The organism is Mobilitalea sibirica (assembly GCF_015999265.1).
In the GTDB taxonomy this organism is placed as follows: Bacteria; Bacillota; Clostridia; order Lachnospirales; family Lachnospiraceae; genus Mobilitalea; species Mobilitalea sibirica.
Genome location: NZ_JAEAGR010000002.1, coordinates 115,406 through 130,697, shown reverse-complemented (window position 1 = coordinate 130,697; position 15,292 = coordinate 115,406). Strand labels below are relative to the sequence as shown.

At 38.0% G+C, this 15,292-nt stretch carries 11 protein-coding genes and 1 tRNA gene; 1 reads left to right on the top strand and 11 read right to left on the bottom strand.

Annotation, left to right across the window (positions count from 1 at the left end; genetic code table 11):
* Positions 1-151: 151 nt before the first annotated feature.
* From I5677_RS02485 to I5677_RS02440, 10 genes are all read right to left on the bottom strand, one after another.
* Complete coding sequence (locus I5677_RS02485) at positions 152-1,339, bottom strand: cysteine desulfurase family protein (RefSeq protein ID WP_197659993.1); 1,188 nt, start codon at positions 1,337-1,339, stop codon at positions 152-154.
* Positions 1,340-1,586: 247 nt separating this feature from the next.
* Entirely contained in the window at positions 1,587-2,519 is a 933-nt protein-coding gene (locus I5677_RS02480) for a M23 family metallopeptidase (RefSeq protein ID WP_243456472.1), read from the bottom strand.
* 452 nt (positions 2,520-2,971) lie between these two features.
* Complete coding sequence (locus I5677_RS02475) at positions 2,972-3,937, bottom strand: LCP family protein (protein WP_408632531.1); 966 nt, start codon at positions 3,935-3,937, stop codon at positions 2,972-2,974.
* 787 nt (positions 3,938-4,724) lie between these two features.
* Positions 4,725-6,227: an aminoacyl-histidine dipeptidase gene (locus I5677_RS02470; RefSeq protein ID WP_197659991.1), complete on the bottom strand. Its 1,503-nt coding sequence runs from the start codon at positions 6,225-6,227 to the stop codon at positions 4,725-4,727.
* A 202-nt stretch (positions 6,228-6,429) separates the two neighbouring features.
* On the bottom strand, positions 6,430-7,794 hold the full coding sequence (locus I5677_RS02465) for a PFL family protein (RefSeq protein ID WP_197659990.1): 1,365 nt from the start codon (positions 7,792-7,794) through the stop codon (positions 6,430-6,432).
* Between the two features lie 16 nt (positions 7,795-7,810).
* Positions 7,811-8,083 carry an ACT domain-containing protein gene (locus tag I5677_RS02460; RefSeq protein WP_197659989.1) on the bottom strand — a complete coding sequence of 91 codons (273 nt, stop codon included), beginning with the start codon at positions 8,081-8,083 and terminating at the stop codon, positions 7,811-7,813.
* A 31-nt stretch (positions 8,084-8,114) separates the two neighbouring features.
* Positions 8,115-8,906: an MBL fold metallo-hydrolase gene (locus tag I5677_RS02455; RefSeq protein WP_197659988.1), complete on the bottom strand. Its 792-nt coding sequence runs from the start codon at positions 8,904-8,906 to the stop codon at positions 8,115-8,117.
* Positions 8,907-9,147: 241 nt separating this feature from the next.
* On the bottom strand, positions 9,148-9,792 hold the full coding sequence (gene coaE / locus I5677_RS02450; RefSeq protein WP_197659987.1) for a dephospho-CoA kinase: 645 nt from the start codon (positions 9,790-9,792) through the stop codon (positions 9,148-9,150).
* 318 nt (positions 9,793-10,110) lie between these two features.
* On the bottom strand, positions 10,111-12,762 hold the full coding sequence (gene polA, locus I5677_RS02445) for a DNA polymerase I (RefSeq protein ID WP_197659986.1): 2,652 nt from the start codon (positions 12,760-12,762) through the stop codon (positions 10,111-10,113).
* 308 nt (positions 12,763-13,070) lie between these two features.
* A complete protein-coding gene (locus tag I5677_RS02440; RefSeq protein ID WP_197659985.1) occupies positions 13,071-13,529 on the bottom strand; it encodes an anti-sigma factor family protein in 459 nt (152 codons plus the stop codon).
* A 100-nt stretch (positions 13,530-13,629) separates the two neighbouring features.
* Here I5677_RS02440 and I5677_RS02435 point away from each other — a divergent pair.
* A tRNA-Leu gene (locus tag I5677_RS02435) sits at positions 13,630-13,712 on the top strand.
* Between the two features lie 169 nt (positions 13,713-13,881).
* Here the strand turns inward: I5677_RS02435 and I5677_RS02430 are convergent.
* Entirely contained in the window at positions 13,882-15,036 is a 1,155-nt protein-coding gene (locus tag I5677_RS02430; RefSeq protein WP_197659984.1) for a M50 family metallopeptidase, read from the bottom strand.
* Between the last annotated feature and the right edge of the window lie 256 nt (positions 15,037-15,292).

Sequence of the window (15,292 nt, the reverse complement as noted above, 5' to 3'; positions counted from 1 at the left end):
TTTATTGATTACGTCATTATAACTGTACCAATACCTACCATGCAATCAGTTATATAAAATAATAATACTCATCTGTTATTTCTTGTTTTATATTCGTAGTAATAACTTACTTATTCCTGTTGCTTAATCTATTAAACTAATGATAATCCGTCTACTTCCGCGTATATCTTCTTAGTATCGGTAATAATTCTTTGATATTCGCCAATGTATATTGTATCTCTTCCATAGTTGTCTTATCAGACATGGAAAACCGCAGCGTAGCATCCATTAAGTCCTTTGGCAATCCAATTGCTGTTAACGTCACACTGGGCTGTGGATGATGGGAGCTGCATGCTGAACCGGAGGATACATAGATCCCCCTATCTTCCAGAGCATGTAAGAAAACCTCACTTTTCACACCTTGAAAACTTACACTCATAATGTGGGGCGCCGTCTTCTTAAGCTGTTCCATGTCAAAATCATCCGTACATTCTGCCACAAGCCCGTTAACTGTAACATCTTCCAGCCTACTTACCTCCCTCAGGAAGGTTTGTTTCAGCTCGTACATTTTATTAATTTTATGATCGAAGTCTTCATAAAGCTCTGAGACTGCTTGTCCTATTCCGGCAATAGCAGGAACGTTTTCCGTACCGGATCTTCTACCTCTTTGATGACCACCACCAAAAACCATAGGATTGAGCTTCACCTTATCACTTACATAGAGGACACCGCTTCCCTTGGGACCGTGAATTTTATGACCGCTAAAGGTAAAGAGGTCAATCCCTTCCCGTTTGGGATGTATCCGATACTTTCCAAACGCTTGTACTCCATCAATATGGATCAGAATATCTTTCTTTCTCTGCCTTAACTCTCTAATAATTTCGGGAATATCCTGTACCGCTCCAATTTCATTATTTACATACATTATAGATACCAGAAGCGTCTCTTCTTTCACCAACTCATACAGCTTTTCTTTTATAATTTTTCCACTCTTGTCCACCGGGATGAAACTGATTTCATAACCTAGCTGTTCTAGATATATTAGAGGTTGATGTACACTTGGATGTTCAATTCTAGTCGTTATAATATGCCGTCCTCTTCGTTTATTAGCCAAGGCTGTGCCAATAAGTGCTAAATTATTAGCTTCCGTACCTCCGGAAGTAAAGATAAGTTCCTTCGAATCAACCTTAAGTGTCGATGCAATTATATCGGCAGCTTCCTTCATATATTGTTCAGCCTTCATTCCCATAATGTGTTTTGAGGATGGATTGCCATAGTCCTCATATAACACTTGTATCATTTTGTCTCTGACTTTCTCAGTTACTTTCGTTGTAGCTGAATTATCAAGATAAACTTCCATGAATTCACTCCATTCTGCTGTTAGCCCGCAAACTTGAGCAGTAATAAAATTTTGCCGTATGGTGGATTGTCCATATTCTTATATTGACGCATTTATGCCTGTAATTATACCATAAACCACCATGAAATATAAAGATTTTCTTTTTTATCGTTGTTGTGCAACAAATCAGATATATCAAATACGACTCGGTATATTAATCTCCCTGATGATTACAAAAGAGTTTAGATGCTTAATTTATAAATTATTTTTATTCATAGAGATAACCGGATCGATTGTCTTCGAGCATTTTTAAAATGTAGTATGGGTTTATACTCATCTCCCCCATGATTGAATCCACATAGATACCAAGATGAAGATGAACATCAAACTTGCCAATGGTTCCTTCGCTTCCATAACCAGAGTCTCCCATAAAGCCTAACAGCTGTCCGGCAATCACCTTATCACCTTTCTTTAGTTCCGGTGCATAAGTATCCAGGTGGGCATAATAGAAATAACCACCAGCTTCCGATCTTATCCCGATACGGTAACCGCCCTGTTCCAACCATCCCATATTCTCTACAATGCCGTCGGTCATACTAACCACCGGTAAGATTCCCCGGACATTTTCTATAGCCATAAGGTCTGTTCCCTCATGGCGTCTGTTTCCACCGTATTTACGAAGATCATACCAGGTGTCCCAATATTCAATATCCTCTTCCTTAGAATTTTTACTCGGAACCGGAAAAAACATAAGGTCAGAAAAAATCGCTTTATAATATCGATATAGCTCCTGAAAGCTTTCTGTCCCTGCTACATCGCCAATTCCCCTCAAGAAGGTATCTACGTCCGATACACCGTGGGCTACCGGATTATAATCTTTCGCAAGCATGGAAAAGGTCAAATATGCAATATTATCAATATAAGCATATCCTTTCAGCCTAGGATGCTGCTTAACTATGTGCTTTACCTTCTTATCAATCTTTCTAATTACTTTCTCATTTATCCGCAAATCACGAAAAGCATCATAATCAATACCTTCCTGCTTTATCTGTTTCACTAGTATCTCCGTATGTAAGAGTTTCATTTCAAATCCTGTAATAAATAATACCGAAATAAGTAATACAAGATAGAAAAAAAAGATCCTCCTTGTACGGAATAAATGATTATAAATCTTCTCTGCCTTTCTTAACAGTCTCTTCAATCTACCACCGCCACCTGATATTGATGTGCATTCGGTTTATGCAACTTCTTACAAATCCTAAGTCAGCTGTTGCTTAAAACCCCTCCTATAAGCTTAATTGTAATATTGGAATTATCATACTAAGATTTAAACTTATATGATGCATCATTATATGATGGTTATAATAGATTTATAACTGTAGACACGTATCCACATTAGATCCAAGACAAATCCTAGGGGCTTTGTTTATCTTTATTGGCATTGTGCCTCGTAGGATTTCATTTTATTCAATAGGTGATTTCCTCTTCCTGTAGAGGCCCCACTATTGCATCAGTCAAGTGCATGTATGCCCCCTTTTCCCAATGCATACATGCACTTGCTCAAACAACAGAATATATAATTCATTGTGTTTCATGTGCCATTTCATGCAGATGAATTTACTTGGTATGACTTACCGAAATCCATTTCTGCTGTTACTCTTCTCCAAAAATAAAATCATGTAATATCTCTATATTTTCAACTTTATTAGGAATTAAAACATCCATACCTCGAACTTTAACATTATCGGTAAAGGTTCCTTCTGCAGGAATTCTTAATTGTTCGATTTCCATAGTTCCCATATCGATAAAAGTATTTAAAAGCATTTCAAAATTCTGTCCATTAATATCGGTAGTAATCATAGGTAATACACTGAACATAATAGAAGCCAGATCTACCTTGCTGGTGGTTTTATACTTTTCAAATATCGCATTTAAGATAATTCTATGTCTGTCTGTTCTTCCGTAATCATTATTCTCACCAGTGATTGTTGCTCTTTTACGGATACGGGAATATCCTAAGACCTGGTTACCGTTTAACTTCTGTTTACCCTCAACCACTGTTCTGTATTGCGGTTTTGAGATATAATTCGTTGTATTTAGATATTTTGCTTCACCCTTCGTCAGGGTTATCTCCAAGCCTCCCAGCCTATCAATGATCTTTTCAAAGTTTTCGAAGTTAACCATGACACAGCCATCCAGCTTTATATCGAAGTTTAATGCTATCGTCTCATATAACAGAGGTATTCCGCCTTTTTCATAAGCAGAATTAAGTTTATTATCCTGATATCCCGGTATCTGTACCAGCATATCTCTCATCAGTGAAGTAAGCTTAACTGAATTCTCTTTTGTGTTGAGGGTAGCAATGATAATCAGGTCTGTTCTTCCTCTTGCTGATCCGGAACCGATTGCTTCTTCCCCTAATAAGAGTATATTATAAGCGTAATCTTCATGCCTTCCTTGGCCCGGAAGCTCAGGCCATAGTATCGTATTTGGATCTATTTCCTCAGCATCTGACTTAAGATCCTCCTCTAAACGATCCGTATCCTCAACTAATTCCGGTTCCTTCTCAAAATCTCTGGTCCAGGTGGCCCATATCTTACCACCTAAATCTATACCCATCCGCATAAGCAACTGGTTTCCCGGTTTCGTAAATCCAAGGAAAAACGCAAACCCAAGGAGGCAAATAAGCCCTACAATAATTGCACCTTGTACCTTCTTCCATTTTGGTAGTTTCTTCTTCTTTATACTTGCTTTTCCGGCATCAATACTTTGAAGTTCTTCACAAATCTGTTTCGCGAGGGAAGCATTAATATCGTTCAACTCATCATTCACTTCTTCCTCGGTTTCTTCATCCATCTCATCCGTAAGAGCCATACGCTCTAAAGTGTCATCTTCATCCTCTAATTCATAGTTACTATCATTGTTTTTTTCGTCATCAATGGTTTCATCTTCATCTATATCACTTAAAACCTTATCAATGTTTTTATAAAAATTTTCATTAAATTCCGGATCCATATCAAAATCAAAATTTGAATTTGTATCTCCCTTATTCATAATTTCATCTCCTAATATCGTTGTGCTCAACCACAAAAAACCTACTGTAACCCTTATGACTTGCTCCATTACTTGCCGGATTGCTCATCAGCTACATATTCTTTAATCGGCGAAATCCTCACTATGCCTCATTCCTGTTTCCCCTTTGTATACGAACAACCCTACTTAGCATCAGATCCAAGTGAAGGAGTTAGAGTTACTAGTGTGAGTTTCTGAAAAGTTCCATATCTTTGAAGAATATCATGTAAATGTGTCAGAGAATTGTTACTTTGGTATTAAAATCCAAACTAACGTTACACGTTCCACTGTGACTCCCCCGGTCCGTGTAGTAAGACTCATGCTTATCGATTATCTACAAATCCCCTATTTTTTCTTTAAGAACGGTTTCTACGAACTTATATACCCGTATTGCCGAAGATATGCTAAGTCTTTCTTCGATGGTATGAATACGGTATAACTCCGGTCCGATTGATACAATATCAATACCGGGCATCTTTTCATGGAAGAATCCACATTCAAGTCCTGCATGGATTGCTTCTACCTTCATCTCTTTTCCGTATAGTTCCTTATAAATTCGATTTAAATGATTCCTGAGCGGAGATTCTTTTTTATACTCCCAGGCCGGATATTCGGACCTGACTTCGTAGTCTCCCCCCAAAAAACTAACCAAATAATTTAAACGGTTACTGATATAATGTTTATAGTTACCAATTGAACTTCTAACTGAGTTACAAAAAATCGCCTTATCCTCTTCCAATCTGAAAATACCCAGATTTAAAGAGCTTTCCACTAAGCCTTCGATATGAGAACTCATTACCTGTACTCCATATGGCATATTTACCAGCATAAAAAGCACTTTTTCAAAGGAGACAGGATGAAGCATAGGATATTCCCCGTCACCCAGATCTTCTACTGTTATTTTCAAATCCGGTTCGCTACCGGACAGCTCGTGCTGATATGCCTTAGTAAGTTCATCTATTCTACTTTTTATCTTAAGATACGCTTCAGTTAATGCCTTTTCATCCTTCGAATTATTCGTTGTTTCATCTACAGTAACTAAAAGTTCGCCGTAAGCCTCCCTGGGGATAACATTATCCTTAAAGCCACCCTCCATATGGATTATTCCGAATTGCTCACTTTCTCTCAAATCAAACAACAAACGTCCCATTACCTTATTGGCATTGGATCTGTTTTTTACGATATCCATACCGGAATGACCACCAATTAAGCCACCGATACTTACCTTGATTTTTTTACCATATTCTGTGATACGATTAATCGGTAAGTAACAGGTTCCTGTTAAACCTCCTGCACAGCTGGCAAGCAGATATCCTTCCTCTCCCGAGTCCATATTAATCATATATTTTGCTTTTAGACCAGAAAGATCTAACTCTTTAGCTCCAAGCATTCCTACTTCTTCATCGGTTGTTATTACCGCCTCAAGCCTCGGATGAGGTAAGGTTTCATCTGAAAACAATGCTAAGATATAAGCAACTGCAATTCCATTGTCTCCTCCCAGGGTGGTACCGTCTGCATGAAGAAAATCCCCATCGACAATTAGCTTAATTTCATCCTTGAGAAAATCATGAGTGGAATCCTTAAGCTTTTCACATACCATATCCATATGTCCCTGAAGTAAAATGGCAGGTTCATCTTCATAACCGGGAGAAGCTTCCTTAATCATAATTACATTTTTCGCCTCATCTTGAGTATACTCCAAATTATGCGTTTTTGCAAATGTCACCAGATATTTACTAATTTCCCCTTCGTTACCCGAACCTCTCGGAATTTTAGATATTTCTGTAAAGTATTTAAAAATCCCCTTATAGTCCAGTTGTTCCAAGCTCTTATTCATCTTAACACTGCCTTTCCTATGAAATATTTTATTGCTTACACAACATAGAACCGGGGGCCAGGCCGTCTTGTTTGACGGGAAATCGCATAGATTAGACGACATACATCCTGGTCCGGTTCATTTTAATTATTTTATATAATATAATGCTACAATTACTATACATTAATATGTTAGATTCTAATGATGAAAAAAGTCATACTCCTTAGTTTTTAAAGCTGTGGATCGGTGCCGGTATTCTTCCGCCACGGTTAATAAAATTGTCACAGGAAAATTGATTTACGGGCATAATTGGTGAATAACCCAGCAGCCCACCAAACTCAACCCTGTCTCCTACTGTTTTCCCGATTACCGGTATAATTCTAACTGCAGTTGTCTTCTGATTAATCATACCGATTGCCATCTCATCCGCAATAATTCCAGAAATTGTAGTAGCCTTGGTATCTCCGGGGATAGCAATCATGTCAAGTCCTACAGAACAAACACAAGTCATAGCTTCCAATTTCTCTAAGGTTAACGCTCCGGCTTCCACAGCATTAATCATTCCCTGATCTTCGCTTACCGGAATAAAGGCACCGCTTAGTCCTCCTACAAAAGAGGAAGCCATAACACCACCCTTTTTCACCTGATCATTTAAAAGTGCCAATGCAGCGGTTGTCCCCGGTGCACCTGCATACTCTAACCCGATTTCCTCTAAGATCTCTGCCACACTGTCACCTATCGCAGGTGTCGGTGCCAAAGAAAGATCAACAATGCCAAATGGTACATTTAACATTTTAGATGCTTCTTGTGCTACCAATTGACCAACACGGGTTATCTTAAATGCAGTTTTTTTAATCGTCTCGCATAGGGTTTCAAAATCTGCTCCCCGGACACTTTCCAGCGCCTTTTTCACTACTCCGGGTCCACTAACTCCAACATTAACTACCGCATCTCCTTCGGTTACACCATGGAAAGCACCGGCCATAAACGGATTATCATCTGGTGCATTACAAAATACCACAAGTTTGGCACAACCAATAGAATCCTTCTCTTTTGTCAGCTGTGCTGTCTCAAGGATAATATCGCCTAAGAGCTTAACTGCATTCATATCGATACCGGTTCTGGTAGAACCTACATTCACAGAACTGCAGACTCTCTCTGTCTGAGAAAGCGCTTGTGGAATGGATCTGATTAACAGTTCATCGCTTGCTGTCATGGACTTAGACACCAAAGCAGAATAACCTCCGAGAAAATTAACACCTACTGTGGCAGCTGCCCGATCAAGAGTTTTTGCTATTGATACATAATCTTCCACCGTCTTACACGCCGCCGCACCTACCAAGGCAATTGGCGTAACAGAAATTCGTTTATTCACAATGGGAATACCGTATTCCCTTTGTATTTTGTTCCCGGTAGCTACTAAATCCTTAGCCGTCGTGGTGATTTTATCATATATTTTAGCATTTACCTCAGCCAAATCCGGCCCTGCACAATCCAAGAGACTGATGCCGAGTGTAATCGTCCTGACATCCAGGTTTTCCTGTTCTATCATCTTATTGGTTTCGATGACCTCATGTATATTAATCATGTTATCCGTCTCCTATCTATATTCTGTGCATTTTATCAAAAATATCCTCATGCTGTGCTTTTATTATTACACCGATTTCTGTGCCAATCTGTTCTAACTCTTCTAATATCACATCAAAAGCCTTTGGCGTTTCGGAAGTATCCACTATCATCATCATATTAAAAAACCCTTGTACAATCGTTTGGGAAATATCTAGAATATTAATTTTATTATTCGCCAGATAGGTACAAACCTTTGCTATAATTCCTACGCTATCCTTACCTACCACTGTAATTACAGTTCTCTTCATAATATCAACCATGCCTTTCGTATTTAATAATCTATAAAAGTACCATCTCTGACGGTCTTTCTCTATGTGCTACACTCAAATGAAGAGATGCAAAATCGCATCCTCTGTTTGTAAGTTCGCAACATACGGTTTCGTAAGCTAATTCTTCATAGTTATTTTCTTTACTTAAGTGTGCAAGTAATATATGTTTTAATTTATAATTCATTAATTTACTGATTAAATCTGCAGAGGTGTCATTGGAAAGATGCCCTCTGTTACCAAGTATTCTCTGTTTCAGATAATACGGATATTTACCTACCATTAGCATATTAACATCATGATTTGCTTCTACCATAAGAAGATCCGAATCACTAAGCTTTGATACAATATAATCATCATACATACCCAGGTCCGTAGCGATTCCCACCTTATATCCACTAGCCTGCATCGTATAACAGACCGGATCAGAAGCATCATGGGAGGTTGCAAAGGGTTCTATACTAATGTCGTTTATCTCAAATGTCTTATTGGGTTCTACGGGACAATAAAGATCCTCGGATATGTTCCCAAGGGATTTTATCCGCTTTAGCGCTTTAATTGTCTCCCCTGTTGCATAAATTGGTATATGATAACGTCTGGCCAGAATTCCTAGACCTGACACATGATCCGAATGCTCGTGGGTTATCAGTATTCCCTGTATAGTATCAGGCATGATATCAATGCCGTTTAGTCCGTTTTCAATTCGCTTTGCACTAATACCGGCATCCACTAATAAATTGGTCTGTTCACTGCCGACATAGATACAATTGCCACTGCTGCCGCTTGCTATACTGCATAATTTCATGTTAATCTTCCTTATCCTCACTTAATATTCTAACTGAGTATCCCTCATTTCATGACTTTTGTCAAGGAAAGATTCGACATTGTCTATATCAGATATGTTTATATACAATGTCAAGAACCTATAAGTAAATGAATAATCTAATACTTCTGTATTGAAGTAAAATTACTTTATATAAAATTGTTCTTTATTCAATTCAAACGATCATAACTGCTTTTTAAGAATTAATGATTGACACGTAACTCTATTGTATAGACATGATTAATCTATTAATCTGTTCCTCAAGATTTTCTTTACTTCCGTCATTTTCAACCACTTTGGAAAATTTTCTGCGAAAATCCTCCTCCTTGCTTTGACTGGCAAAGATCGCATCGATCTTATCATCGGTATAATTCCGGTCTCTTTTTAACCGACTTCTTCTATCCTCTTCAGGTGCATATACATACCAAACCTCATCACAGGCGGTATCATAACCGGATTCAATCATAAGGGCTGTTTCTATTACAAAATAATCCGTAGTCCCTTCCTTACGTTTTTCACTGATTTTATGCTGCACTTCTTCCAAAACCAAAGGATGGGTAAGTTCATTTATTTTAAGGAGCTTATCCTTATCAGCAAAAACAATTTGTGCTAAACGGACTCTATCTATCTTGCCGTCCTTTTGAAGGATTTCATCACCAAAATAACGAACAACTCCCGGATAACTAATCCCATCCGGTTCCATCTGCTTTCTGGCAATTTCATCGGTATTGATGACATAAGCATTGTATTTATCCTCCAAAAGCTTAGCTACCAAAGATTTACCGCTACCAATACCACCGGTAATCCCAATGATTTTCATCTTATTATTATTCTCTTTCTTATCTGAATGTGCCGGGTCATAAATCAATTTCTTATCCTCGCTATATTACTCAATAATCATAACATATATAATGTTTGATTTATCGATTTATTTATTGATTATATCCTGTTTATTTTATGACAATTCTATTAGCTTATTTCATTTATTTCATAATCTCATTTTCAATGATTAAATTCTCCTTTAATATTACATCGGCATAGACATATCCTATTTGTATCCTGGTTTTATCCTGATATCATCCGCACTCAAGATATTAATTATATTTATGAATAAATTACATGGCTAATTTCTTTATAAAAGTAATTAATCAGGATTTCAACCTATGAATATAACATATTATGAAAATCACTTAGCTTCCAACCAGTTCTTTCCTTCCTTTACCTCAGCCTCTAAAGGAACCATAAGCTCGGCAGCTCCCTGCATCTCCTCTACCATGATTTTTGATACTTCAGCTACTTCCTCCTTATGCGTCTCCACCAAAAGCTCATCATGAACCTGAAGTATGAGTCTGGAGCGCATCTTTAACTCCTTAAGCTTTTGATTGACCCGAATCATGGCAATCTTAATAATATCAGCTGCAGTTCCTTGAATTGGAGAATTCATGGCAACCCGCTCACCAAAGGAGCGCTGCATAAAGTTACTGGAACTAAGCTCAGGAATCGGCCTTCTGCGTCCAAATAAGGTTGTAGAATAACCTTCCTCTTTCGCATCTGCCACTAATTTATCAAGATAAGCTTTGATCTTAGGATAGGTTTCAAAATACTTTTCAATATACATTTGCGCTTCTTTTCTGCTAATATTTAAATCCTGACCAAGTCCAAAAGAACTGATACCATAGACAATACCGAAGTTAACGGCTTTCGCACTACTTCGCTGTGCCGGAGTCACTTCCTCAAATGGAGTATGGAACACCTCGGATGCCGTGATACGGTGAATATCCTTCGCCTCCTTATAGGCATTTATTAATTTCTCATCCTCTGACATATGAGCTAACACCCTCAGTTCAATCTGAGAATAGTCCGCATCCAAGAACACATATCCCTCTTCCGGTATAAATACCCTACGAATTTGTCTTCCCAGTTCCATGCGGATTGGAATGTTCTGAAGGTTAGGGTCAGTGCTGCTGATCCTACCTGTTGCCGTGATGGTTTGATGGAAACGTCCATGAATTCTTCCATCCTCTCTGATATAACCCGCAAGGCCATCCGCATAGGTGGATTTTAATTTCGTCAGTTGTCTGTACTCCAAAATCATTGCCACCACGGGGTGCTCACTCTGTAACTTTTCCAGAATATCCGCTGACGTGGAATAACCGGTTTTAGTTTTTTTTGCAAAGGGTAGTCGTAGCTTCTCAAAGAGTATCACTCCCAGCTGTTTCGGAGAATTGATATTAAAGCTTTCTCCCACCTGCTCATAGATCTGCTTTTCTAAGGATAAAATACCGGTTTCCAGATGATCCCCATAAACCTTTAAATCCTCTTTATCTACACGAATTCCCCTAACCTCCATATCATATAAGGTATAAATCAGAGGCATCTCTACTGTCTCAAATAGATGCAGCATCTCCGAACGATATAACAGATCCCGAAGTCTCTCTGCAGACCGGTAAGCCACATAGGCACTGTAGCAGGCATAGGATAGAAAAGCTGTAGGGTTCTCCTGCGCTGCCTTTGACAGATAAGCCTTACCAAGTAAATCCTCCCTAGAAGGAAGCGTAAGAGCCAGATAATCTCTGGCAATATCATCATAATGATAGGTATCGGTAACGGGGTTTAAAAGATAAGCTGCTATTGAAGCATCAAATACATTGTCTTTCTCTGAAAATGCAAGATACGGTAACAGTTCCTTTAATCCAATCACAGATACCAGGTATCCTTTCGCTAGCTTATTGGCTTTCTCCCTTAGATAATCCTGTGTAATAAAATCGGTACATCTGATATAATATACGTTTTCTTCACTATTACATAAGGACAGACCAATAATACTGTCCTCTTCTACGATTAGATGAAGCCCCACCGGGTGTGCTACCTTTTCATCCATCATGCCAAATATTTTATCTGCCTCAGCCAAATCCTCAACCGTAGTAAAGCCTTCTTCAATACCGGTTGTAAGGGTTACCTCCTCCGTCTGGAATTTGGAAAGCAGATTCTTAAACTCCAACTTTTTAAACCAGAGATATACCTCTTCATTATATAGGTTGCCAATCTTAGCATCTTCCATCTTAAAGTCCAGCTCACAATCTGTACAGATCGTAGCCAATTCCTTCGATAAGAATGCCTTGTCTTGATTTTCTTTCAGGGAATTTGTTACCTTACCGGGAGCCATCTCATTCAGATGCTCGTATATATTTTCAATGGATTGATATGTCCCAATCAATTTACCTGCTGTCTTTTCACCAATCCCCGGTACCCCCGGAATATTATCGGAAGGATCTCCCATGAGTCCTTTTAAATCAATAAACTGCTTTGGTGTTACCTGATACCGATCCAATACATCCTGAGCGAGATAATCTTCAATCTCCGTGCCGGTTCTCTTCGTCTTAGGAATCCGGATTTTAATCTTCTCGCTGGCAAGCTGTAACAGATCCCGGTCACCTGATACTAAGGACACAAGATTCCCTTCTTTCTCTGCCTTAGTTGCTAAGGTACCCAGAACATCATCCGCCTCAAAGCCGGGCTTTTCGATTACGCTGACATGCATGGCCTTTAAGACCTCTTTCATCACCGGTACCTGTTCTCTAAGCTCATCCGGCATTCCTTTTCTGGTACCTTTATACTCGGCAAACATCTCATGGCGGAAGGTAGGATGACTGGTGTCAAAAGCCACTGCCAGATAATCCGGCTTCTCTTCCTCTAAAATCTTAAACATAATATTTAAAAACCCAAGAACTGCGTTCGTATGCTCTCCCTTTGAGGTAGTCAGATCCGGTAATCCATAAAATGCACGATTTAATATACTGTGGCCATCAATTAGAACTAATTTTTTATTTTTATCCATAAATATCTTCGTAGGTAATGAGACTGTATAAATAACCTACGAAATCCTCCTTTCCATCTTTCATATAACCATCCGAATAAATCCGGTTCGTAATATCATTCATTTTGTTATAAATACTTGTCCATATATATTACATAATCTATCATGTGCTTGTACTGCTTCTTGTATTGCTTATAGCATATCCCTGATATACCATTATTTTTCATACTAATCTTAGAGTTCGTAATTTATTCACTTTTGTTAAAATCTTATACGAATTTAATATATTCCATTATTAAATTATATCGTTTATACCGGGTTTACTATGGTTAATAGTCCCATCCCTGATCTTCGAGCTTCTCTTTTAGTTCTATGTCAATCAACTCATACCTTCGTTTCTGAAACTCAGTACGAAGTTTGAATGTACTCTCGGTTACGGGGTTTTCCTTTTCCTGACTTATGAAAGCATACTGGAAACTGATGAAAAATGCTAACATTATAATAATAAAAATCAGGATACCTTTCTTTCGATAATAAGCAAATTTAATATGAATGATTTTTTCCTGTGCTTTCTCTAACTTTGCGGAAAGCTCCATACTGAAATCATCGGATAGATTCTTATCCTCATCCAACTGTTTCATGGCGGTTAAAAGGGCATAATATACCTCAAGCTCCTCCCTGCATTCTTTACAGGAACGAACATGTTCAATAAATTCCTCTAATTCCTTGATATTCAGTTCGTCGTTAATGAAGGGAGTGATTAAACTCTGTGCCCTCATACATGTCATAATAGCCGCTCCTTTGGGGTCAACGTTATTTTCTGTTTGTTTTTTATTTTCATACTTGAAATATAAATTTAATTGTGTTAGAATAATCCTCGTCACAAATGCGGATGTGGCGGAATGGCAGACGCAGCAGACTCAAAATCTGCCGGGCTAACACTCGTGGGGGTTCGAGTCCCTTCATCCGCATTTAAAAAATCTTGAAGTTTCCGAAAGCTTTAGAAATAAGGTTTTCGGAATTTTTTTTGTTAATAGTCTTTATCATATTACTAATAACCTTTGAAAAAATATTTCACACTATCTTATTTAATCCTCGAAGTATAAACTCGTATTCTTAGCTTATGAAATCTAGTTTATTCTAAAACTTTTCACTCTTTTCTAAGTTATATGCATATGTAATCAGTTCGCGCTCCCCATCAATCTCACTCGGATAAGGATAATTCTTTGCCATTTTTTCAAATCTCGCTTTGATTTGTGAAGCCTTAGCATCATCTTTTTCTGCCAGTAGTGCGTAAACACATTCAGTCCGGAGTACCGAAGGGAACTTTTTCATTACTTTCATGAACTTTTTTTGTTCTTGATCTAACATATCATCCAGTCGGTCCTGTCTGTTTTCTCCAATTAGTTCGCAATAGATTAAGTCCACCACCATTAGATTTCGATGAAGTCCGATAATACCCGTGTCCATATGAAGAAGTTTTTCATAAGCTTGTTCGGCCTCTTCAAACTTCATTTCATCCATCAGTCGATTACAAGCCAATACACCCATTACAGAAGTCATACTGTTCTTCATAGCTTCTTGGGAAGGCATCTCGAACCATTCATCCGGCATATCTTTCAGTCGGTGTCCAGAGGCAATTAGCCCGTTGGCTTTCATCTGAATCCAAAAAGACCGTAAAGCCTCCTTGTCTTTCCCAAGAGAAATAATATTATGCCCGTCATTATTCACGGTTCCCAATTTTAAAGGAATACCATTCATAAAAGCAAAAACAACACCGATCACTGCCAGCATCATGAAAAGCGGAAACACAATTCCGGTATCCCTGCTAAGAAATGCAAGACCAGCGAATATCAGGGCTGATAAAAAGTTAATCATTGCTCCACCGAGATTATATAGTATATATGGATATTTTCCATCCTTCATATCCGGTGGAATGAGAAGGCATTGTCCGCCGGTTCCCGCAATTGAAAGTCTACTGAATTTAATCTTATCACCTTCTCTTACCCACATAAGGCTTCCAATACGAAAAGAGGAAAAACGATATCCCGTCATAATTCCGAAAATCAAATGTCCCGCTTCGTGGATGATAATCTGTAGAAATATTGCTACATACATACCTATGAATAGTAAAGCAGCTGAGAGTATCATTTGACCTATGGACTTTCCTGCCGTGTCCATATTCTCAATAAATTCAACGATTAATACTCCACACATAGCTCCTATTAACATAAAAAACAAGATAGGAATGAATTGTTTTATTTTACTCATCTTTTTATTATTCGTCTTGCCCATAATGAATACCTTTCTTATACTCCAGAAAATATTTTAAATCTATCATGCTGTTTTTTACAACAATTAACCAATTAATATTGTACCATTAATCAAAGACAAAAACTACCTAATTTTTCTGCTCATAATAACAGTAGCTTAGACTTTAGCCTTATCGAATTAAATATCAAAAGTATCTATAGAAAATAAGCACCTATAGCATCACTCTCTATAGGTGCTGTAATAAAATCAGTTAGCTGATATCAATTGACTGATATCC

Bases quoted from the DNA above. Each gene is read 5' to 3' on its own strand.
- I5677_RS02485 (WP_197659993.1), bottom strand. From the start codon at position 1,339: ATGGAAGTTTATCTTGATAATTCAGCTACAACGAAAGTAACTGAGAAA.
- I5677_RS02475 (WP_408632531.1), bottom strand. From the start codon at position 3,937: ATGGGTATAGATTTAGGTGGTAAGATATGGGCCACCTGGACCAGAGAT.
- I5677_RS02470 (WP_197659991.1), bottom strand. From the start codon at position 6,227: ATGAATAAGAGCTTGGAACAACTGGACTATAAGGGGATTTTTAAATAC.
- I5677_RS02465 (WP_197659990.1), bottom strand. From the start codon at position 7,794: ATGATTAATATACATGAGGTCATCGAAACCAATAAGATGATAGAACAG.
- I5677_RS02460 (WP_197659989.1), bottom strand. From the start codon at position 8,083: ATGAAGAGAACTGTAATTACAGTGGTAGGTAAGGATAGCGTAGGAATT.
- I5677_RS02455 (WP_197659988.1), bottom strand. From the start codon at position 8,906: ATGAAATTATGCAGTATAGCAAGCGGCAGCAGTGGCAATTGTATCTAT.
- polA (WP_197659986.1), bottom strand. From the start codon at position 12,762: ATGGATAAAAATAAAAAATTAGTTCTAATTGATGGCCACAGTATATTA.
- I5677_RS02440 (WP_197659985.1), bottom strand. From the start codon at position 13,529: ATGACATGTATGAGGGCACAGAGTTTAATCACTCCCTTCATTAACGAC.
- I5677_RS02430 (WP_197659984.1), bottom strand. From the start codon at position 15,036: ATGGGCAAGACGAATAATAAAAAGATGAGTAAAATAAAACAATTCATT.